This window comes from Streptomyces alboflavus (assembly GCF_000716675.1).
GTDB lineage: Bacteria > Actinomycetota > Actinomycetes > Streptomycetales > Streptomycetaceae > Streptomyces > Streptomyces alboflavus.
The window spans coordinates 15410-37509 of sequence record NZ_JNXT01000068.1 but is presented as its reverse complement, the minus strand read 5'-3'; the positions used below and the strand labels follow the sequence as shown (position 1 = coordinate 37509).

Annotated in this window: 17 protein-coding genes and 1 pseudogene; 9 read left to right on the top strand and 9 right to left on the bottom strand. The window is 72.0% G+C overall.

The features are described from left to right. Positions 1-18 precede the first annotated feature (18 nt). Positions 19-927, top strand: a complete 909-nt coding sequence (locus OO63_RS35495) for a LysR family transcriptional regulator (protein WP_030362366.1) — start codon at positions 19-21, stop codon at positions 925-927. Here OO63_RS35495 and merB read toward each other — a convergent pair. From merB to OO63_RS35480, 3 genes and pseudogenes are all read right to left on the bottom strand, one after another. Next, positions 924-1544, bottom strand: a complete 621-nt coding sequence (merB, locus tag OO63_RS35490) for an organomercurial lyase (protein WP_051811488.1) — start codon at positions 1542-1544, stop codon at positions 924-926. The genes OO63_RS35495 and merB overlap by 4 nt on opposite strands. A 116-nt stretch (positions 1545-1660) precedes the next feature. After that, a pseudogene (locus OO63_RS35485) lies at positions 1661-2053 on the bottom strand (DUF7144 family membrane protein); the annotation flags it as partial. Positions 2054-2153: 100 nt separating this feature from the next. Then, on the bottom strand, positions 2154-2909 hold the full coding sequence (locus OO63_RS35480; protein ID WP_033264762.1) for a TetR/AcrR family transcriptional regulator: 756 nt from the start codon (positions 2907-2909) through the stop codon (positions 2154-2156). 166 nt (positions 2910-3075) lie between these two features. Here OO63_RS35480 and OO63_RS35475 point away from each other — a divergent pair, with 166 nt between their 5' ends. Both OO63_RS35475 and OO63_RS35470 read left to right on the top strand, forming a co-directional pair. After that, complete coding sequence (locus tag OO63_RS35475; RefSeq protein ID WP_199819544.1) at positions 3076-4704, top strand: MFS transporter; 1629 nt, start codon at positions 3076-3078, stop codon at positions 4702-4704. Between the two features lie 853 nt (positions 4705-5557). Continuing rightward, on the top strand, positions 5558-7567 hold the full coding sequence (locus tag OO63_RS35470) for an FUSC family protein (protein ID WP_030362361.1): 2010 nt from the start codon (positions 5558-5560) through the stop codon (positions 7565-7567). Positions 7568-7757: 190 nt separating this feature from the next. On the opposite strand, the gene snpA is transcribed toward OO63_RS35470, so the two are convergent. Next, entirely contained in the window at positions 7758-8438 is a 681-nt protein-coding gene (gene snpA, locus OO63_RS35465) for a snapalysin (RefSeq protein WP_030362360.1), read from the bottom strand. A 209-nt stretch (positions 8439-8647) separates the two neighbouring features. Between snpA and OO63_RS35460 the strand changes: the two genes are divergently transcribed. Together OO63_RS35460 and OO63_RS35455 are read left to right on the top strand one after the other, a co-directional pair. Beyond that, a complete protein-coding gene (locus tag OO63_RS35460) occupies positions 8648-9727 on the top strand; it encodes a LysR family transcriptional regulator (RefSeq protein WP_030362359.1) in 1080 nt (359 codons plus the stop codon). 176 nt (positions 9728-9903) lie between these two features. Continuing rightward, on the top strand, positions 9904-11145 hold the full coding sequence (locus OO63_RS35455) for a hypothetical protein (RefSeq protein ID WP_030362358.1): 1242 nt from the start codon (positions 9904-9906) through the stop codon (positions 11143-11145). A gap of 109 nt (positions 11146-11254) precedes the next feature. Here OO63_RS35455 and OO63_RS35450 read toward each other — a convergent pair whose 3' ends face one another. Continuing rightward, a complete protein-coding gene (locus tag OO63_RS35450) occupies positions 11255-13372 on the bottom strand; it encodes a PhoX family protein (protein WP_030362357.1) in 2118 nt (705 codons plus the stop codon). Between the two features lie 397 nt (positions 13373-13769). Between OO63_RS35450 and OO63_RS45105 the strand changes: the two genes are divergently transcribed. Then, positions 13770-15176 (top strand): VWA domain-containing protein, encoded by a 1407-nt coding sequence (locus tag OO63_RS45105; protein WP_078619567.1) that lies wholly within the window; start codon positions 13770-13772, stop codon positions 15174-15176. A 54-nt stretch (positions 15177-15230) separates the two neighbouring features. After that, a complete protein-coding gene (gene metG / locus OO63_RS35435; RefSeq protein ID WP_030362354.1) occupies positions 15231-16859 on the top strand; it encodes a methionine--tRNA ligase in 1629 nt (542 codons plus the stop codon). 107 nt (positions 16860-16966) lie between these two features. Here the strand turns inward: metG and OO63_RS35430 are convergent, their stop codons facing one another. Further along, the gene (locus OO63_RS35430; protein ID WP_030362353.1) at positions 16967-17551 is read right to left on the bottom strand and encodes a TetR/AcrR family transcriptional regulator; all 585 of its coding nucleotides are present in this window, start codon (positions 17549-17551) and stop codon (positions 16967-16969) included. A gap of 115 nt (positions 17552-17666) precedes the next feature. On the opposite strand from OO63_RS35430, the gene OO63_RS35425 reads away from it, so the two are divergent. After that, entirely contained in the window at positions 17667-18536 is an 870-nt protein-coding gene (locus tag OO63_RS35425) for an NAD(P)-dependent oxidoreductase (protein ID WP_030362352.1), read from the top strand. A gap of 18 nt (positions 18537-18554) precedes the next feature. Here the strand turns inward: OO63_RS35425 and OO63_RS35420 are convergent, their stop codons facing one another. Next, positions 18555-18995 carry a VOC family protein gene (locus tag OO63_RS35420; RefSeq protein ID WP_030362351.1) on the bottom strand — a complete coding sequence of 147 codons (441 nt, stop codon included), beginning with the start codon at positions 18993-18995 and terminating at the stop codon, positions 18555-18557. A gap of 58 nt (positions 18996-19053) precedes the next feature. Further along, positions 19054-19905, bottom strand: coding sequence for a helix-turn-helix domain-containing protein (locus OO63_RS35415; RefSeq protein WP_030362350.1), 852 nt, complete (start codon positions 19903-19905; stop codon positions 19054-19056). 257 nt (positions 19906-20162) lie between these two features. On the opposite strand from OO63_RS35415, the gene OO63_RS35410 reads away from it, so the two are divergent. Next, positions 20163-20657 carry an ATP-binding protein gene (locus tag OO63_RS35410; protein WP_078619566.1) on the top strand — a complete coding sequence of 165 codons (495 nt, stop codon included), beginning with the start codon at positions 20163-20165 and terminating at the stop codon, positions 20655-20657. On the opposite strand, the gene OO63_RS35405 is transcribed toward OO63_RS35410, so the two are convergent. Next, complete coding sequence (locus OO63_RS35405; RefSeq protein WP_051811486.1) at positions 20600-22099, bottom strand: MFS transporter; 1500 nt, start codon at positions 22097-22099, stop codon at positions 20600-20602. The genes OO63_RS35410 and OO63_RS35405 overlap by 58 nt on opposite strands. Position 22100 lies beyond the last annotated feature (1 nt).

Genomic DNA, 22100 nt, shown 5'->3' with positions numbered 1-22100 from the left:
CGCAAGGGGGAGCGCGCCATGGAACGACAGGAACTGCAGACCTTTCTGACCCTCGCCGAGGAGCTGCACTTCGGCCGCACCGCCGAACGCCTGCTGCTCTCGCAGGCGCGGGTCAGCCAGACCGTGAAGAAGCTGGAGCGCAAGATCGGCGCCCCCCTCTTCGAACGCACCAGCCGCGTGGTGCGGATGTCCCCGCTGGGGCGGCAGTTGTACGACGAGCTCGCGCCGCTGCACCACCGGATGGAGGAGGCCGTGGCCCGCGCCAAGGACCAGGCGCGGGGCATCGACGGGGAGTTGGGCGTCGGCTTCCTCGGCTCCGGGGCCGGGTCGCTCACGCAGCCGATCCTGAAGCTGTTCCGGGAGCGGTGCCCCGGCTGCGAGGTGCGGATGCGCGAGACGCAGTTCCAGGACCCGCTGGGCGCGCTGCGCGCGGGCGACATCGACATGCTGTTCACGTGCCTGCCGGTGGCGGAGCCCGACCTGACCGTCGGCCCCGTCGTCATCACCGAACACCGCGCCCTCGCCGTGCCCGTCGGCCACCGCTTCGCCGGACGGACCTCCCTGTCCTTCGAGGAGTTGGCGGGCGAGACGTTCTTCCGGGTGGCGGGCGGCGCGCCCGCGTACTGGTGGGACTTCCATGTGCCGCCGCGCACGCCGAGCGGCCGGGAGATCCGGCGCGGGCAGGCGGTGGCGACGTTCCAGGAGCTGATGACGCTCGTCGCCACCGGGCAGGGGGTCTCCCCGGTCATCGCCTCCGTGGAGACGTACTACTCGCGTCCTGACGTGGTGTTCGTGCCCGTGCACGACCTGCCGACGGCGGATGTGGCGCTGGTGTGGCGGACCGGCAGCACGGGGTCTCGCGGGGACGCGTTCATTCGGACTGTGCGGGACGTTCTGGCCACGAACGGGGGGCCGGCGTCGTTCTAGAAGAGGTCGGCCAGGCGTTTGGCCACCGTCCACGCCTCCGCCGTCGAGCAGACCGCCAGGTCCGTGTCCTGGAGGGTGGCGTCCGTCGCCAGGGCCTCGCTGGCGTAGAAGTTGACGCGGTCGCAGAAGACCTCGCGGATGTCGGCGCCGGTGGCCGGGGCCAGGGTGACGGCGGCCGTGGCGGGGTGGACGTCGCGGACGCCGGACGGGGTGACGGTGGCGTGGACGGGCTCGCCGGTGGTGGCGCAGCGGGAGGTGATCCGGGAGACCGACTCGTCGAGGACGACGGGGAACATCAGGGCGTCCAGGGCGCACCAGCCGCGTACGGTGCGGCCGCGCAGCTCCATGGAGTGCGGGCGGTCGGCGTTCAGGGAGACGCCCGCGCCGATGATGTTGCCGTCGGGGTCGGTCTCCAGGCGGAAGTCCATGGCCTCGAAGCGGGGCAGGACCTCGTGCGGCGGCCAGCCCAGCATGCGCCCGGCCCGCTCGCGGGTGAGCGGGCCGAGTTCGAGCAGACCGTCGACGATCTTCGCGCCCGCGGCGCGCAGCCGTGCGCCCTGCGGCGAGGTCCACTTGGCGACGAGCTGGTCGCCGAGGGCGGCGGCGGGCGGGTTCACAGGCCGGGGGCCGCGCCGGGACGGTCCGCGCCGCCGGTGCCGGGGCCGCCCGCACCCGAGCTGCCCGCGTCCGAGCCGCCCTTGCCGGACGCGCCCGCCCCGGACCGGTCCGCAGCCGACCCGTCCGCGCACAGCGCCCAGATCACGAACATGCCGAGCGCGATCGAGACCAGCGCCCACAGGGGTGTGTACGGCAGCCACAGGAACTGGGCGACGATGCTCACCGCCGCGAGGCCCACGCCCGCGCCCCGGGCCCAGTCCATGCCCTTGAGGACGCCCCAGCCGGTGACGGCGACGACCACCCCGAGCACCAGGTGGACCCAGCCCCAGGTGGTGAGGTTGAACTTGTAGACGTAGTCGCCGAGGCGGGCGTACACGTCGTCCTTCGCGATGCCCGTGATGCCCGCGAGGACGCTGAGGACGCCGTTGACGAGCATCAGGACACCGGCGAACAGGGTGGGGCCTGAGGCGGGGGCGGGGGCGGGCGTGTCGCGCTGTGCAGAGTCCATGGTCCGAGCCTTGGGCGCGCCCCGGCGAACGGCCACGCGGGACGAGCCATTCGGGCGTCGCCCACGCGGAGCGCGACCCCGGCCGGGCCTGCTCCCGCGCCTACCGCCTGCGCTGGGCCTCCAGGCCGTCCAGGATGCAGCCGAGCCCCTCGTCGAAGTTGCTGCGCCGGGTCTCGCCGACGGCGCCCGCGGTCTGCTCGGCGTGCAGCCGGCGCATGCGCGGGTAGGGCGCTATGGCCTGCTCGGCGATCGACGCCATGCCCGTGAGCCACTCGTCCTCGTTCTGGCCGCTGCGGGCGAGCGACGTCATCCAGGCGGCCTCGGTGGCGGCGATGCCGAGGATGTACGACCAGATGGTCTTGAGCGCCATCCCGCCCTGGACCAGGTCGAAGCCGCCGGATTCGAAGAGTTCGAGCATGTCCTCGGTGAGCCGCAACATGTTCGGCCCCAGGTACGACATGCCCATCTCGCCGAGCACGGAGGCGATCCAGGGGTGCCCGAGGATCACGGAGCGCGCGTTGTTGCCGCACTCCAGGGCGGCGGCGCGCCACTCGGCGCGGGAGGCGACCTTCGGCACCTCGATCTCGCCGTAGACCTGGTCCACGACCAGCTCGATCAGCTCGTCCTTGTTCGACACGTGCGTGTAGAGCGAGGTGGCCCCGGCGTTCAGCCGGGTGCCGAGCTTGCGCATGCTCAGCGCCTCGATGCCGTCGGCGTCGAGCAGCGCGATGGCCTCGGCGACGATCTGGTCGCGGCTGAGTGCGGGCTGCTCGCGGCGTGAGCGCTGTGGACGCGTCCACACGGATCCGGTCGACGGGTCGGACGACGGCTTGGTCGGCTGCGCGGCGCGTGACATGCGGCCACCCCTCTTCTGCTCGGCGAGTGCGTCTCGTCCCCTCCACCCTAGCGCAGGGGCGCACGCCGTTCGGAGCTTGCGAACAGTGTGCGGCGTACGTACAGTGTGCGGAGTAGCGAACGCCGTACGGAATCGTTCGCGCACCACTCGTTGGGGAGGTCCGGAGATGGACGGGTCGGAAACGAAGGCAGCCGCCGCGAAGGCGGTGGCGCGGGATCCGAAGCGCTGGCTGATCCTGGTCGTGCTCTGCCTGAGCACACTGGTCCTGGTCGTCGACAACATGGTCCTGACCGTGTCGGTCCCGCCGATCGCGGAGGACCTGGACGCGAGCGCCTCGGACCTCCAGTGGATCCTCGACTCGTACATGCTGGTGTTCGCGGGCCTCCTGCTGACCTCCGGATCGCTCTCGGACCGGTTCGGCCGCCGCAAGGTGATGATCATCGGCCTGGTGGTCTTCGGCGCCGCCTCACTGCTCGCCACGGTCGCCGAGTCGCCCGGGCAACTGATCACCGGACGCGTCCTGATGGGCGTCGGCGGCGCGCTGATCATGCCGAGCACCCTGTCGATCCTCATCACCGTCTTCGACGAGGACGAGCGGCCCAAGGCCATCGCGGCCTGGAGCGCCGTGTCGATGGTCGGCCTCGTCGGCGGCCCCGTCCTCGGCGGCGCGCTGATCGGTCACTTCTGGTGGGGCGCGGTCTTCCTGATCAACGTCCCGATCGCCGTGCTCGCCATCGTCGCCGCGCTCGCCTTGATGCCGGAGTCCAAGGGCCCCTGGCGCAAGGCCGACCCGGTCGGCATGACCCTCTCGGTCGTCGGCATGGTGGCCCTCGTCTGGACGATCACCGAGTGGCCGAAGGTCGGTGTCGACGACCCGAAGGTGTACGTCGCCGCGATCGTGACCGTGCTCTGCCTGGTCGGCTTCGCCGTCTGGGAGACCCGCGTGGCCGAGCCGATGGTGCCGCTGTCCCTCTTCCGCAACCGGGTCTTCACCGGCGCCAGCCTCTCCATCGTGCTGCTGACCTTCGCCAACGGCGGCCTGATGCTGGTCCTCAGCCAGTACCTCCAGTTCGTCCTGGAGTACTCCCCCACCGACACCGGCTGGGCCTTCGCGCCGCTCGCCGTCGCCTCCCTCGTCTTCAGCACCCTCGGCGCCACGCTCGGCCAGAAGGTCGGCAACCGCGCGATGGTGGCCCTCGGTCTGACGATCACCGCCGCCGGGTTCTTCACCCTCACCACGCTCGAGCCCGGTGACGGCTTCGGCATGGTCACCGTCGCCATGGTCCTGATGGGCATGGGCGGCGGGCTCGCGATGCCCGCCGCGCAGGCCGCCCTCATGGGCGCCGTCCCCACCGAGCACGCCGGGGTCGGCTCCGCCCTCAACGACACCGTCCAGCAGGCCGGTGCCGCCCTCGGCGTCGCCGTCCTCGGCTCCATCCTGTCCCACACCTACGGCAACGAGATGCCCGCCGGCACACCCGGGAACGCCGACGAGTCCATCGTCGAGGCCTTCGCGGAGGCCGCGCGCACCGGCAACACCGCGCTCGTCGACACCGCGCGTGACGCCTTCACCGAGGCGATGTCCGCGAGCTTCGTGGTCGGTGCCGTGGGTGTCCTCGTCGCCGCGGCCCTCTCTCTCCTGCTGATGAAGGACCGCACCCCCGGGACCCCGGTCCCCACGGACGCGGTCCCCACGGACGCGGTGGTGGTCCCGGAGGCCGGTACGGAAACGGCGGGTGCTGCCGCGCCCGACCCCGACGAGGCCGCTGCCACGGCCCCGAAGCCGCGCCTCTGAGACCCACGGTCCCTGGCCCCTGGGCCTCCCTGGCCTCTGGACCCGGGCCCACCGCGACGACGGCCGCCCCGCGCTCTCCCCAACCGCGCCGGGCGGCCGTCGCTGTCCCCCACGGGGGCGCCCCGCAGCGCTCATCAGCGCGCTCCGCGCGCGGGCACCCCTTCTCCGATCCCGGGGGTGGGTGTCCCGTGGCGGATGGGACAGCCCTCCCCCGAATCGGCGCTCCGCGCCTCGTCCTCAAGCTCCCCCAAGCTCTCAAGGAGCAGGGGGTACCCCCATGACGGGCTGAAACGGACTTCGCCGAGGCGGACGGAGACTCCTGGCCGGGGCGGACGGGAACTCCTGGCCGAGGGGGCTGGAACTTCGCCGAGACAGGCTGAAGGCACCGAGGCGGGCGGAAACTCCTCGCCGAGGTGAGGGGCACCGGTCGCCCCCCGGAACGCGCTGCGCGCTCGTCCTCAAACGCCGGACGGGCTTTTCCCCACCCGCCCGCCCCCGCCAGAGCTTCGGCCGGAGTGGGACGCACCACCTGCCCGGGGTCACTCATCCCACCTCGGCGAGGAGTTGCCCAGGCAAGGCTGAGGGTGCCGGGCATTCGGGCAAGCCCAGGACAAGTCCGGGCGGGCGGGCGGGAGAAAGCCCGTCCGGCGCTTGAGGACGAGCGCGAAGCGCGATACGAGGGTGCCCCCGGACGCGGCCGAAGGTGCCGGGCATTCGGGCAAGCCCGGGACAAGTCCGGGCGGGCGGGTGGGAGAGAGCCCGTCCGGCGCTTGAGGACGAGGCGCGGAGCGCCGCAGCGGGGGTGCCCCCTCCCACCAGGGAGGGACACCCACCCCCGCGCGATAATGACCCCATGCGGCACCGCACCCTCACCCCTCCCGACTGGCTGGTCAGGTCGCTGAAACCGCAACCCGCCCCCATCCCCTGGGCAGCCGTCACCCGCGCGGCGATCGGAATGTCGCTCCCCCTGGCCATCGGCACGGCGGCCGGCAAGCCGACGTACGGCGCCCTGGCCGCGATGGGCGCCCTCTCCGGGGTGATCGGAGACACGGCAGACGCATACCGCATGCGGATCCTCAACATCGCGGTGCCGCAGCTGTTCGGCGCCCTGGGCGTCACCCTGGGAGCCCTGGTCTTCGGCCACGGCTGGACGGCGGTCGCGGCAGTGACCCTGGTCGCCCTGATCTCCGGCATGATGTCGACGATCGGCGCGGTCGCCTCCGTATCGGGACTGCTGCTCCTGCTCAACTGCGTGATCGGAGCAGGCCTCCCCCTCCCCGGCGAGTGGTGGCTCGCCCCCGCCCTGATGACCGGCGGCGGCCTCCTCGTCCTCGCCCTGGCCCTCCTGGCCTGGCCCCTGAGATCCGGCGTACCGGAACGAACGGCGGTGGCCGCGACGTACCGGAACGCCGCCGCCCTCCTCGAAGCCGCGGGCACGGGAGACGGCGACGACGACGCGTACGACAAGGCCCGCGCGGCCGTCACCGCGTCCCTCAACCAGGCGTACGACCTGGTCCTCGCCCGCCGGACCCGCGACCACGGCCGCAGCCCCGACCTGGTCCGCCTGATCGCCGAACTGAACGCCGTCACCCCGGTGGTGGAGGCCGCGCCGGTCGCCCACCGGTACGGCGAGAAGCTGCCGCCCGAACTTCCCGCGGCCATGCGGGAGCTGGCCAAGGCGGTGGAGCGCGGCAAGCGGGGGCCGCACGGCGAGAAGGGCGAAGGCAGTGCGTACGCGGACCTCGGCCTCCCCGAAGAGCTTCCCGAGGACCTCCCCGAGCCGCACGGCGCGGCCGCCCGAGCCGTCCACCACGCCCTGCGGCACGCGGCCGACACCCTCGCCGACCCCGACCCGCTGACGGTCGTGCACGCCGAGGACCGCCTGGGCCGCCCCGCGGCACTGCGCGTACGGGCCCGCCGAGCGACCCGCAACGTCATCCTCTCCGGGGCGTCCTGGCGCTACGGCCTGCGCCTCGCCCTGTGCATCGGCATCGCCCAGGCGCTGGTGTCCCTCATCGACGTACCGCGCTCGTACTGGGTGGCCCTGACCATCACGTTCGTCCTCAAGCCCGACTTCGGCTCGGTGTTCTCGCGGGCGGTGCTGCGGGCGCTCGGCACGGCCGCAGGCCTGGTCGTCGCGGCTGCCGTCCTCTCATCCGTGGAACGCGGCTGGTGGGACGTCCCCGTGGTCCTGGTCCTCGCGACCCTCATCCCGGCCCTCACCCCGCGCGGCTACGGCTACCAGACGGCCGCGATCACCCCCGTGATCCTCCTCCTCTCCGACGTCCTCAACCACCAGGGCTTCGGGCTCGTCGTACCGCGCCTCGTCGACAGCCTCATCGGCTGCGCCATCGCCCTGATCGCCGGCTACCTCCTCTGGCCGGAGAGCTGGCACACCCGCATCGGCGACCGCCTGGCCGACGCCGTCTCCGACACGGCCCGCTACGTCGAGTGCGCCTTCGGCCCCGGCTCCGACGCCACCGCCCCGGCCGCCCGCGCCCGCATGCGCCGCCGCCTCTACCGCGACCTCTCCGACATCCGCACCGAGTTCCAACGCGCCCTCACCGAACCCCCACCCACCGGCGCGCGCGCCGCCGCCTGGTGGCCCCTCGTCGTAGCCGTCGAACGCATCGTCGACGCGACGACGGCAGCACGCGTACGGGTCCGGCACGGCGCCGATCCACCCGGGGCCGGGGAAGTGACCGAGGTCTCGCGGCAACTGAGCGAACTGGCCGAGGCCCTGCGCGAAGTCGAAGTCCTGGTACCGGTACCGGTGGATTTCACCGGCCCCAAGGACAGCGTCCTGGAGCCACTGCGCCAAGAGGTCGGCGCGGCCCGCGCGGTGGCGTCACCTCGGCGGTGAGGCAGCGCCCTCCCCGGCGCAGGTGCGCGGTGCGCAGCCCCGCCCGGCGAGCCGGGTCGTCGAGGTACTCGCCGCGCCCGGCCAGCGTACGCGCACACGACGCGTCGCCCGCTTCGCGAAACCTGGGGTGAAGCCCCGGTCTCACGAAACGGGCGGCGTCGGGGAAGGGTCAGGTCAGGCCGACCCGGAGTCAGCCCTGCTTCTGGACCTGCTTCATCGCCTTCGCCAGGCCGTTCGCCCACAGCTGGTTCACCCGGGCGCGCTCAGCCGCGTTGGGCTGGGCGTTCTGGCAGGACGTGCCGGGGCCGCCGCCCGACATCAGCTCGGAGCACGGGCCCCGGTAGTTGTCGGGGAGGCCGAGGACGTGCCCGGTCTCGTGGGCGGTGACGCGGGTGGAGTTGTACTGCTGGTTCTGCCGGTAGTCGAGGAAGATGTAGCCACGGCCGTGGCCGTCGGTGCTGGCGTACGAACCACGCGGGTCGTTGCCCTCGCGGTACGAGAAGCTCGCACCACTGCTGCCCTGCTGGAGCTTGACGTTGGTGACCGCGGCGTTCCATATGGAGGTGGACGACGCGATCTGCTGACGGAAGGTCGGAGCCTGCGAGGCGTTGTACGTCACGGTGACGGCCTTGGCGCCCGGGTTGGCGGCGCGCTTCTCGGCGACGGCCTTGACGACCGCGTCGAAGAACGCCTTGTTCGCGGCGGCCTCTTCACCGGAGCCCTGGTAACGGGCGACGGAGGCGGCCGTGGACACCGAGGACTTCTCGGCACCCGCCCGGGGGGAGTCGGCGGCCGAGGCTACGGTCGACGTTCCGAGCGCGGCGGCGGCGAGGCCGAGGGCGGCGGCGACGGACAGATAACGCTTGTGCATGTGGGGGGCTCCCTACTCGTTCGGTGAAAGGTGAACGTTTCGGTACCCGTGAGTGTCGGGGAGCCACGGCGCCAGCGGATGATGGCAGATGGCGATAGGACGGTGCTATCGCCGCACATCCGGACACCGGTCATACGTGCCAACTCATGGGGGTCCGTAGGGGTTTGGGAGGCTGGTGTGAGCACGTCAGCCGTTCTAGTCTCACGCCCATGGAGCTCGAGGTCAGGCATCTCCGCGCACTCTGTGCCATCGCCGACACCGGAAGCCTGCACAAGGCCGCCCGCCAACTCGGCATGAGCCAGCCCTCCCTGACCACCCAGCTGCGCCGCATCGAGCACGCCGTCGGCGGCCAGCTGTTCGCCCGCGAGCGCACCGGCTGCCGCCCCACCCCCCTCGGCCGCGTCGTCCTGAGCCGCGCCCGCCCCCTGGTCGTGGAGATGCGCGCCCTGGTCACCGAGGCCAGGGCCACCGCGGCGCGCGCCGACGACGGCACCCCGCAGCTGCGCATCGGCTCCACCGCGAGCCGCGCCATACCGGGCTGGCTGCGCCGGCTCCGGCACCGCATGCCGGGCACCGAGACCTCCCTCCAGATGGACGTCTCCGCGAACGCGCTCCTGCAAATGGTGGCCGCCGGTCAACTTGACATCGCCTTCGTCCACGAGGTCGAGGGCTGCCCGCTGCGCCTGCCGGACGGACTGCGCAGACGTGTCCTCCTGGACCGCGAGCCGCAGTTCGTCTCGCTCGCCGCCGACCACCCCGCGACCCGCAAGGACGTCGTCCACCTCACGGACCTCGCCGAGGACCGCTGGATGGTGGACCCGACGGTCGACGGCGAATGGGACGGACTGCAAAGGATGTTGCGGGAGGCCGGGCTCAACCCGCGGGTCCTGCACGGCGATTACCTCACCGCCGCCACCCTGGTCGCCACCGGCGAGGTCGTCACCGTCTGCCAGCCCACCTCGGTGGCGAGACCCGACATGGCGGTCAGACCCCTGGCCGGCGACCCGCTCGGCGTCCGCCTCCTGGTCGCCGCCCGCACGACGGCGGAACTCGACGCGGTCTACGGCGAGCTGGAGGCCGCGTACTGGGAGGCCGCCGCGGAGTCCCCCGCGTACCAGGGCTGGCTCCTCGGCAGCAGACCCGACACGAGACCCGACGACAGACCGGGCGGCAGACCCGGCGAGAGAAGCACCGCCCCGGTGCCGGTCCCCTTGGCGATCCCGGTCTCGGCCCCGCCCCCGGACCTTGGTCCCGCGACATCTCAGGACCTTCGCCCCACCCTCCTCTAAACCCCCTCTGACCTGCCACTTTCTCCGTTTTACGGTTCCGCGTCACGGTATCCGGCCGGTTGTTACGTTCCCTACGGATGACGCACACATCGCGCCCGTAGCTTCATATCCGTCGCCACCGCAAAGGGGCACAAAGACGGACAGTTCGTAAGCCAGCCACGAGGGAAGTTCACGCCATGCGCGCCACCCGACGCACCATCCGCACCGCCGCCATCGCCACCGGCGCGATCGCCGCGCTCGCCGTCCCCACCACCGCGGCGTTCGCGGACGCACCGTCCACCCCGCGGTCCCAGGTCGCCCCGGACGACGAGACGACCCCCGCGCCGAAGCCGGACGACGAGGTCACGCCGACCCCGAACCCCGACGACGAGGTCACCCCGACGCCGACCCCGGACGACAAGACCACCCCGGACGACAAGACCGACCCCGACAAGCCCGTCGTCGGCGGCTGGGAGTCCAAGGGCACCGTCGATCTGGGCAGCGGCTGGACCGCGGACGTCCAGGTGAACGCCTCCGCGCGCTCCGCCAAGGCGCAGATATCCCTGGACGGCACCCCCAAGGGCTCGCTGAGCGCCGAGGGCCGGTCGGCGAGCACGAAGATCGACACCTACACCTTCGTGCTCAGCCAGGACGGCTCCGTCAATAAGTCCGGCGGCGACCAGGACAACAGGGACAGGGACACGGACAAGCCGGTGCCCGGCGGCTGGGTCTCCAAGGGCACCGTCTCCCTCGGCCACGGCTGGACCGCCAAGGTCGACGTGAACGCCTCCGCCCGCAGCGCCAAGGCGCAGATCTTCCTGAACGGCAAGGCCAAGGGCTCCCTGAAGGCGTACATCAAGCCCGCGTCCACGAAGATCAACGGCTGTACGTTCACGCTCAACGCCGACGGCGGCATCACCAAGACCGGCAAGCCGACCCCGCCCAAGCCCAAGCCGCAGCCCGCGAAGAAGCGGACCTTCGTCCGCGAGTACAAGAACCTCGGCAAGTCCGGCTTCGACGCCAAGGTCTACAGGACCAAGGCCGGGTACGAGGCCGACATGATCGGCAAGTCCCCGAGCAGCGGCAAGAAGATCGTCTGGGACACCCTGAAGCAGCGCGGCAACAAGGCCGCGTACGGGCAGCACAACGGCGCCCACTTCGTGCTCTACCCGAACGGCACCATGAAGGGCTGGCTCGACGGCCGCACCGGCGGCAAGCCGAAGGCACACACCGGCGGCACGGCGACCGGCACCGGGACCGGCACGGGCACCCCTGCGTCCGACCGGGCCGTCCCACAGGGCGGCGTGAAGGCCGGTGCCGAGAACGCCACCCCGGCCTCGCACGGCACCCCGCTGGTCGCCGCGGGCGGCGGCATGGCGGCGCTCGGCGCGGCGGGCCTCGGCTTCGCGATGTACCGCCGCAAGCAGCAGGACCAGTAAGAAGCGGTACGTGAAGGGGGCGCCCCTCCCCCGGGGGGGCGCCCCCTTCACGTACGCACCGCCGTACTACGCGTACGCACCGCCGTACTACGCGTACGCGCTGGCCGTACTAGACGCCGATGTCGCAGCCGTCCTTGCGCCACACCGACACGACCGCCGGGCGGACGATCTTGCCGGGGCCGTCGGGCCAGACGCTCGCGGGCTTCTCGACGGACGCGCCGTCGATCTCGCCCGGGTGCTGCACGGCCACCAGGACGCGGCGCTCCTGGACGAGCGGGCCGCAGGTCTCCGCGCCCTTCGGCATGGTGAGGAACTGCTTCAGCTCACCGCGCCGGTCGCCCTTCGTGGCGACGCCGAACAGGCCGTCATGGGAGCCGAGCTGGTTGCCGTCGGTGGAGATCCACAGGTTGCCGTGCGGGTCGAAGGCCACATTGTCGGGGCAGGAGATGGGGCTGACCTTGTCCTTCGGGAAGCCCGCGAAGTACGTGGCCGGGTCGTTCGGGTCACCGGCGACGAGGAAGAGGTTCCAGCCGAAGCGCGTGGACTCCGGGCGGTTGCGGGACTCCGTCAGCTCAAGCACCTGCCCGTGCTTGTTGAGGTTGCGCGGGTTGGCCTCGTCGGCGCCGTCCTTGCCGGGCTTGCCGCGGTCGGTGTTGTTCGTCAGGGCGACGTACACCTTGCCGCTGCTCGGGGAGGGCTCGATGTCCTCGGGGCGGTCCATCTTCGTGGCGCCGACCTTGTCACCGGCGAGACGCGTGAAGACGTACACCTCGTCGGCGGTCATGCCCTCGACGTGGCTGACGGCCTTGCCGCCCGCGTACGCGGTGGCCAGCGGGATCCACTTGCCGCTGCCGTCGAACTCGCCGTCGGACGGCAGCTTGCCCGTGCCGTCGATCTCCTTGGCCGGGGAGTCGCCGGTGAACTTGGCGACGTACAGCGTGCCCTCGTCGAGGAGCGTCAGGTTGTGCTCGCGGGCCCAGCGCGAGTTCCCCTTGGCCATGCGCTTGCTGCCGACGAACTTGTAGACGTAGTCGAAGCGCTCGTCGTCGCCCATGTACACGACCGGGCGGCCGTCGCGGGTCAGGCGCGGCTGGGCGCCCTCGTGCTTGAAGCGGCCGAGCGCGGTGCGCTTGCGCGGGACGGAGTCCGGGTCGTACGGGTCCAGCTCGACGACCCAGCCGAAGCGGTTGGGCTCGTTCGGCTCCTTGGTGAGGTCGAAGCGGTCGTCGAAACGCTCCCACTTGCGCTCGGACTCACCGCCCGCGACGCCGTACCGCTTCAGGCGGGCCGCCTGCGTCGGGTCGGTGACCTTGTCCGCGTGGGCGAAGTACTGGTTGAAGTTCTCTTCGCCGTGCAGCGTCGTGCCCCACGGGGTGGTGCCGCCCGAGCAGTTGTTGAGCGTGCCGAGGACGGTGACGCCGCGCGGGTCGGCCTTCGTGCGGACGAGGTCGCTGCGGGCGGCCGGTCCGGTGAGGTGGAACTTGCTGGTGGTGGTGAGGCGCCGGTTGAGCTGGTGGCGCGGTACGGCGCGCAGGGCGCCGGTCCTGCGCTCGCCCTCGACCACGACCACGGACAGGCCGTGCGCGGCCCAGGCGATCTCGACCTGCTCGCGGGTGGGGTTCTTGGCGTCGTACCCCTTGAACATCAGGATCTCGTCCGTGTACTCGTGGTTCGCCACGAGGACCTGACGGCCGTGCTCCTCGCCGTGCCTCTCGCCGCGCAGCGGGAGCAGGCTGAGGAAGTCGTTGTTGTAGCCGAACTGGCCCGCCTGCGCCTTGGCGGTCTGCTTGTCCGCGTTGAACGCGGGGGCGCCGCGCAGGATGGGCTCGCCCCAACGGATCACGACGTTCTGGCCGTAGCCGCCGGGCACGGTGACCGTGTCGGCGGTGTTCGGGGCGACCGGGGTGAAGCGGAGGCCGCGGGCCGCCTTTTTCGCCGCGGGTTTTCTCCGGGCCGCCTCGGCTCCGGTGGCCGCCTGCGCCTCCGCGGCGCCCGGGGCGAGGGCGAGGCCGCCCGTCGCGCTCGCCGCGACCGTGACCACGGCCGCAGCGCGCATCATCGAGCGGCGGCTCAGGGCCCCGGCTATGACGTCACCCATGTACTCGTTGTCGCTGGTGTTGGGCACCGGGTGGAAGCAGGCGTCACCGCAGCGGAACCGGCACGTCATGGCCGAGCGGCCGCCGGAGCCGCCCGGGTGAGAGGTGATCAGGGGCAGCAGCTTGCGCACGGGGTCCTCCATGGGTGGCCGGTTGACGGCGCTTTGGCTTCTTTTTGCCGGTGATTCCGGCTGGAGGCTAGGGGTGGCGGCCAGCTCCACGGAGGACTGCGGGTGAACGGCGGGTGAATCCGTGTCAGGCCCGGCCCCGCTGCTCCCCCCGAGCGGTGGCCGCTAACCTTACGTGTCCCTCATGGCCAGGGGCTGGCTCCGGGAACAAGTCATGCGAAGGGTTGCGCACATGGGCATTCTGGGACGTCTGCTAGCCGTCTTCCGACGGTCTTCTTCCTCTACGGTTCCTGAGTCCGACTCGCAGTCGGCCTCGGCATCGACATCGGACTCGACGAACCCCGGGGAGGCCCCGGCGACGGCCTCCACGGTTTCCGAGCGGGCCTCGACTTCCGGCTCGATGGCGGCCTCGGCGGAGCCCGAGGAGGTCTCGGCGCCGACGTCGGCCTCGACGGAGACCGGGGAAGCCACGGCGGCGACCTCGGCGTCCGCGTCGACGGCAGGTACTGCTGCGGCGGGTGCTGCTGCGGTGGGGACCGCTGCGGAGGGTACGCCGGAGGCTGCGCCTCGGACTGGTGTCGCCAGGCGGTCGCCCGCCGAGGCGTTGGTGGCCGAGGCTTTCGACAACGTGTCGGTGCGTGTCCCGGCCCGCCGCTCCGCGGCGGAAGACTCCCACCCACCCACCCGTGACTCCCAACATCAGGGTGCTCCCGCGGCAACCGCCCCGGACCCCACCCCCGCCCCCGAGGCCACCCCGGCCCCGGCCGAGCAGCCTCCTGCTGTGGGCAGCTGGGCCGCCCAGAGGGCGATGGGGGCACCCCCTGCTCGAGCGGAGTCGAGAGCTTGGGGGAGGGTGGGCACAGCCCAGGCCGACGGCGCCGTCGACACTGAGGGCACCTCGGACGACCTCCCGGCGCAGCCGGAAACCCCTGCCCCGGCCCAGCCGGAAGCCCAGGTCGAGGCCGAGCCCACCCCCACAGCCCCGGCGCAGCCGGCCCTCGCCGTCGAGCCCGAGGCCGACGCCGACCCCACCCCGGCGCAGCCGGAAACCCCCGTCCCGGCCGAGGCCCAGGCCGACCCCACCCCGGCCGAGGTCGACGCCAACCCCGCCCAGGCCGAGCCCGAGCCCATCCCCAAGGCCCCGGCGCAGCCGGCCCTCACTGCGGCCAAGCTCAAAGCAACCGCCCCCACCCTCACCACCGCGTACCGCGCCGCAGGCACCGCCCTCCGCAAGCGCGAGCTGACCGGCACCCGGGCCCAGGTCTACCTGGTCCTCGACCGCTCCGGCTCCATGCGCCCGTACTACAAGGACGGCTCCGCCCAGAACCTCGCCGACCAGACCCTGGCCCTCGCCGCCCACACTGACCCCAGCGCCACCGTCCACCTGGTCTTCTTCTCGACGGACATCGACGGCACCGCCGACCTCACCCTCGACGCCCACGAGAACCGCGTGGACGAGCTGCACGCCGCCGCGGGCCGCATGGGCCGCACCAGCTACCACCGCGCCATCGAGGAGGTCGTCGCGCACTACGAGAAGTCGGACCACGTCGGCGAACCCGCCCTCGTGATCTTCCAGACCGACGGCGCCCCGGACACCAAGGGCCCCGCCAGCCAGGCCCTGGCGGACGCCGCCCGCCACCCCCTGTTCTTCTCGTTCGTCGCCTTCGGCGACAAGGACGCCAAGGCCTTCGACTACCTCCGCAAGCTCAAGGCGGACAACGCGGCGCACTTCCTCACGGGCCCCGACCCGAGGGAACTCACCGACAAGCAGCTGTACGAGGGCGTCCTCGCGTCGTGGCGCCCGTAGCGCGACCCCTTAGCCATGTGAGTGGATCTTCATTGGGCCGTTAGGATTTCGACCATGGCGGCCACTGGATCCGAGAAGCAGGGGGCGAACGACGTGCAGTCGTACTACGTCTCGACCCCCATTTACTACGTCAACGACGCTCCTCACCTGGGCCACGCCTACACGACCGTCGCAGGCGACGTGCTCACGCGCTGGCACCGTCAGCGCGGCGAGAAGGTGTGGTACCTCACCGGCACGGACGAGCACGGTCAGAAGATCATGCGCACGGCCGAGGCGAACGGGGTCTCCCCGCAGGAGTGGTGCGACAAGCTCGTGGAGGAGGCCTGGCGACCCCTCTGGGAGCACCTGAACATCGCCAACGACGACTTCATCCGTACGACGGAGAAGCGGCACACGGACCGTGTGCAGGAGTTCGTCCAGGATCTCTACGACAAGGGCGAGATCTACAAGGGTGGCTACGAAGGGCCGTACTGCGTCGGCTGTGAGGAGTACAAGCTCCCGGGCGAGCTCCTCGACGGCGAGGGTGAGTACGCGGGGCAAAAGCTCTGCCCCATCCACAAGAAGCCCGTCGAGCTGCTCAGCGAGGAGAACTACTTCTTCAAGCTGAGCGAGTACACGGAGCGGCTCCTCGCGCACTACGAGGCGAACCCGGGCTTCATCCAGCCCGAGTCGGCGCGCAACGAGGTCGTGAACTTCGTCAAGCAGGGGCTTCAGGACCTTTCGATCTCCCGGTCCACCTTCGACTGGGGCGTCCCGGTCCCGTGGGACCCCAAGCACGTCATCTACGTCTGGGTCGACGCGCTCCTGAACTACGCGACGGCCGTCGGGTACAACGAGAACCCGGCCAAGTTCGACGGCACCTTCCCCGCGAACGTGCACCTCGTCGGCAAGGACATCCTGCGCTTCCACGCGGTGATCTGGCCCGCGATGCTGATGGCGCAGGGCCTGCCGCTGCCCGGCAAGGTCGCCGCCAACGGCTGGCTGATGGTCGGCGGCGAGAAGATGTCCAAGTCGAACCTGACGGGCATCAAGCCGCAGGACCTGACGTCCCACTTCGGCGTGGACGCCTACCGCTGGTACTTCCTGCGGGCCATCGCCTTCGGCCAGGACGGCTCGTTCTCCTGGGAGGACTTCACCGCCCGCTACACCAGCGAGCTGGCCAACGACTACGGCAACCTCGCGTCCCGCGTCGCCGCCATGGTCGGCAAGTACTTCGGCGGCGCCCTGCCCGCCGACGAGGCGCCCGGCGCGGCCGAGCAGGCGATCCGGGACGGCCTGGCCGAGGCGGTCACGGAGGCCGACCGGAAGGTCGGTGACGACCTGGACTTCCAGGGCGGCATCCTCGCCGTCTTCGACTTCGTGAAGCAGGTCAACGGCTACATCACGGAGCAGGAGCCGTGGAAGGTCGCCAAGGACGACTCGCCCGAGGGCAGGGCGCGCCTGGCGTCCATCCTCTACACGGCCGCCGAGTCGCTCCGCGCCGTCGCCGTGCTCCTCAACCCGGTCATGCCCGAGACGTCCCAGCAGCTCTGGGACTCCCTCGGCGCCGAGGCCCCGCTCGGCGCGCTCGCCGACCAGCGGGTGCAGGACGCGGGCACGTGGGGGCAGCTCCCGGCCGGAGCCACCGTCACCAAGGGCGCGGTGCTGTTTCCGCGTCTGGAGGAGCCGAAGAAGGACGCGTGAGTCCTTCCCGCATGTGAGTACGTGAGTGAGGGCCCCGGAACCTGGTCGGTTCCGGGGCCCTCACTCATGTCCACGGACGCCCGCCCACGCCCACGGGCGACCACTCCTCAGGCGTACGACCCGACCAGCCGCGCCAACTGCCGCCCCACCGCCCGCAAGGGCTCCTCGCTGCGGGCGACCTGGGCCGTCACCTCGGCGCCCTCCAGGGCGCTGATGACGGTCGTCGCCACCTCGCGGGCGTCCTCGGCGGCGAAGCCGGAGCCGAGCAGCTTCTCCTCGACGATCCGCTCCCAGCCGAGCAGCGCCTGTGCGCACGCCCGCTGGATCTCCGAGTCCGAGCCGAGGGTCTCCAGGGCGGCGGCGGTGACGGGGCAGCCGTCGGTCCAGCCGGACTCCCGCAGCCCGACGGCGAGTTCGACGGCGCAGGCCTGGACGGCGGCGCCGGGGTCGGCCTCGGCGGCCATGGCGGCGCGCAGCACGGCCGCGAACTCCTCGTCGCCGTACTTGATCGCGGCGACGGCGACGGCCGCCTTGCCGCCCGGGAAGAAGTGGTAGACGGAGCCGAGCGTGGCCTGCGCCTCCTGGGCGATCTGCTTGATGCCGGTGCCGACGTAGCCCTGCCGCTGGATGAGCCGCGCGGCGACCACGACGATCCGCTCACGCGTGCTGGGGGGCGCGCTGTTCTGACTCATCCCGCCACCCTACCCACCCTCTGAGTAGAGCGTTCGTTCTAGAGCTGTGCTACGTTTCTCACGCGCTAGATAGAGCGCTCGTTCTAGTCACTTCACGTACGCACCGGAGGCACTCATGTCACGATCCGTCACCGTCATCGGGCTCGGCCCCATGGGCCAGGCGATGGCCACCGCGTATCTGGACCGGGGCTACGAGGTCACCGTCTGGAACCGCACCCCGTCCCGCGCCGACGCCCTGGTGGCGCGCGGCGCGAAGCCGGCGGAGACCACCGAAGAGGCCCTCGCCGCCAACGAGTTGGTGATCCTCAGCCTGATCGACTACGACGCGATGTACACGGCGTTCGCGGGCGCGGAGCACGCCGTCGCCGGCCGGGTCCTGGTGAACCTCAGCTCGGACACGCCGGAGAAGGCGCGCGCGGCGGCCCGCTGGGTGGAGGGACTCGGCGGCACGCATCTGACGGGCGGCGTCCTGTCCCCGCCGCCGGGCATCGGCAGCCCGGACATGTCGACGTTCTACAGCGGCCCGCGCGAGGCGTACGAGAAGTTCCGCGCGGACCTGGAGGTCATCACCGGCAAGACCGACCACCGGGGCGAGGACGCGGGTGTGGCCGCCCTCATGTACCAGCTGAACATGGTCATCTTCTGGCCCGCGATGCTCGCGTACTGGCAGGCGGTCGCGCTCGCGGGCGCGCACGGCATCAGCGCCTCCGAGATCGCCCCGTACGCGACCGAGAACTACGCGGGCATGGGCCAGTTCATCGACTTCTACGCGCCCCGCATCGACGCCGGGAACCACGCGGGCGACGTCGACCGCATCTCGATGGGCGTGGCGAGCATGGAGCACGTCGTCCACACGAACGCCGACGCGGGCGTGGACACGGCGTTCCCGGAGGCGGTCCTGGCCGCGTTCCGCCAGGGCGCGGCGGCGGGCCACGGGTCGGACAGCTTCAGCAAGCTGGTGGACCTGCTCCGCGAGCCGGCCTGACGGCGGGCCGCACGGCCCCTACACCACGCAGAACTCGTTGCCCTCCGGGTCGGCCATCACCACATGGTCGGGCCTGCCGTCCAGGTCGTGCTCACCCACGACCCGCGCCCCGGCGGCGGTGAGCCGCGCCACCGCCGCCGTGACCAGCGGCCACCGCACCTCCCAGGGCGTCTCGCGGCCACCGCCCACCCGCAGGTCGAGGTGGACACGGTTCTTGGCGACCTTGTCCTCGGGGACCTTGAGGAAGGAGATCGAAGGCCTCCGCCCGTCCGGGTCGGTCAGATAGGCCCCGTCGTCCCACTCCTCCTCGGGCACGCCGTGCCGCTCCAACCACTCCTCCCAGTTCGCGAACCCGGCGGGCGGCGGCTTCTCCACGTAGCCGAGGGCGAGCGCCCAGAAGCGGGCGAGTTCGCCGGGGCGGGCACAGTCGATGGTCAGGGTCCAGGGGATGCTGGTCATGGGCCCGTTCCTACCACTCCGCTGTGACAATCCTCCCGAGAGGCGTGGTCGCGCCTGCTCACAGCTCCTTCGCCAGGCGATGGATGAAGTCCCGCGACCGCGCCGGGTCGAGGGACGCCGACGTGACCTTCCGGAAGAGGGCCCGGAAGAGGGCCAGTTGGGGCTCCGCGTCCAGGAAGGGACCGCCGTGGGGCTCGTCGCGCTTCGCCGTGTCCAGCGGGGGGACGGGGCCGCCGAGGTAGAGGGCCGCCGCGTTGGCCCCGGCGAAGCCGTCCACGTCGAAGGGGATGACGCGGACCGTGACGTTGGGGCGTTCCGACTGGCGCAGGATGCGGGCGAGCTGGGCGCGGGCGACGTGGCGGTCGGCGACGCGGGTGCGCAGGACGGACTCGTGCAGGACGGCCTCGTAGGGCACCGCGCCGGGGCGTTCCACGGCCACGCGGCGGCCCAGGCAGTGGGCGACCCGCGGCTCCAGTTCGGCGCTGGGGAGTTCGGGGGAGGGGTAGGCGAAGACGGCGCGGGCGTAGTCCTCGGTCTGGAGGATGCCGGGGACGTGGGCCGTGGCGGTCACGTGCAGGAAGGTGGCGTGGTGCTCCAGCTCCGCGAGGTCGAGGAAGGCGGGCGGTAAGACGCCCCGGTACTCCTCCCACCAGCCCTTGGTGCGGTCGGTCGCCATCGCGACGAGGCCCTCGACCAGGCCGGAATCCCCGCACGCGTAGTGGGCGGCCAGCCTGCGCACCCGCGCCTCGCTCACCCCCGCGATCCCCGCCTCCATCTGGCTCATCTGGGCCGACGTCGAACCGAGGAGCTCCGCCACCTCGCGGGCGGTCATCCCGGCGGCGTCCCGCAGCCTGCGCAGCTCCGCGCCGAGGCGGACCTGCCGTGCGGTGGGCCGGTTCCTCGGCGGCATGCGCGACCTGCCCCTCAACAGTGTTCGCCCGAGGGCGTGTTGACGCCCCTCTTTCGGGGGGCAGGTTAGCGAACGTGTTGCCGTGGCAGAAATTACTGCCCTACCTTCAGTGATGAAGCGACCACCCACAGCGACCAGCGCCAGCAACCCCGGGTCCGGAAGTGCACCGCGTCGCCCCGCCACAGCGGGCACCGGCACGCCACCACCCCGAGAGAGTCGATCTCTTCCAACTCCTCGACGAACCAACGGAGTTACGCATGAACGAGAGCTGCGACCCCGGCGACGACTTCGACGAAACCCGCACCGCCCCCTCCTCCTGGTCCCCCCGCACCCCCTCCCGGGCCCCCTGGCAGTACACCCTCCACATCCCCAACGACCTCCGCGCCGTCACTGTCTGTCGTCATACGCTCGGCCTGATCCTGGCCGCCCACGGCCTCCCGCACCTCGCCGACTCGGCGGAACTGGTCGCGACGGAGCTGGTGGCCAACGCCGTGACGCACACCAAGGGCCCCGCCGCCCTGCGCCTGCACTGGTCCTGCGGCATCCTCCGCATCGAGGTCTGGGACGCCGACCCCACCCCGCCCGAGCCCCCGGCGCCCCCGGCCAGGGACCTGGTCCTGGCGGAGGCGGGGCGCGGCCTCGCCCTGGTCAAGGGCTGCGCCGACGGCTGGGGCTGGTATCACCTGGGCGGCGCTCACCTCCCGGGCGGCGAGGGCAAGTTCGTCTGGTGCGAGCTGGCCGAGGCGGCGTGATCCCGGCCCCGCACCCCGAGCAGCGCCCACGCCACGCACGCCGCGCCCGCCAGGATCCCGAAGCCGACGAGCAGTGCGCCGGTGTAGCCGTGCACCGAGGCCGCCGTCGGGGTCGCGCCCCGGTGGTCCGCCAGGTACGCCCCGGCCGCGCTGGACGCGACCGTGTTGAGCAGGGCCGTGCCGAGGGCCGCCCCCAACTGCTGCGAGGCGTTGTACGCGGCCGACGCGGCGCCGATGTCGTGGCCCCGCATCCCGGCCGTCGCCAGGCTCGCCGTCGGCGGCAGGACACAGCCGAGGCCGAGGCCGGTGAGGGTGAGCGCCGGGACCAGGTACAGCCAGAAGACGTGCCCGCTGTCCGGGGTGAGCCGGGTCAGCAGGAACATCCCGGCGGCGGCCGCGAGCAGACCCGGTACGACGAGGACCACCGGCCGCGCCCTGCCGTGCAGCTTGCCCGCGATGAACGTCGCCCCGACCAGCGCCGCGAGCGCGTTCACGATCAACGTCAGACCGGCCTCCACCGGCGAGTAGCCGAGCACCGTCTGGGTGTAGTAGCTCATGAAGAGGTAGAAGCCGAACATCGCGACGAACAGCAGCGTGATCGCGAGGAACGCCCCCGCCCGCGCCCGGTGCACCAGGATCCCGAGCGGCAACAGCGGCCGCGGCGCCCGCAGTTCCACGGCGACGAACGCCCCGAGGAGCACCACGCCGACGGCGAGCAGCGCGAGCACCCGTCCCGAGCCCCACCCGCGCGGCTCCGCCTCGTTGAACGCGTACACCACCGCCGCGAAGCCCCCGGCGCTGAGCAGCGCGCCCGGCACGTCGAGCCGTCCGCCGCCCGCGGCCCTGTCCCTCGGCACGAACGTCGCCCCGACCACGGCGAGCAGCGCGAGCGGCACGTTCACATACAGGCACCAGCGCCAACTCGCGTACTCCGTGAGCAGTCCGCCCGCCACCAGGCCCACCGCCGAGCCCGCCGCCCCGACGGCCGCGAAGACGCCGAACGCCCGGCCCCGGGCCCGCGGCTCCGTGAACGTGATCGTCAGGAGCGAGAGCCCCGCGGGCGCGAGCAGCGCCGCGAACACGCCTTGCAGCGCGCGGGCCCCGAACAGCATCCCCGGATTCACCGCCGCCCCGCCCAGCGCCGACGCGGCGGCGAATCCGGCCAGGCCGACGACGAACGTACGGCGGTGTCCGAGCGCCCCGCTGATCCGGCCACCGATCAGGAGCAGTCCGCCGAACGCGAGGGCGTACGCCGTGATGGCCCACTGGCGGCTCGCGTCCGACATGTCGAGGGCGCTCTGCGCGGACGGCAGCGCGATGTTCACGATCGTCCCGTCCAGGACGACGAGGAGCTGCGCGGCGCTCACCGCGAGCAGCGTCCACCGATGTGTGATGCGTTCAGCTGGGGGAACGGTCGCCCGTTCCGTGTCTGCGGCAGTCATG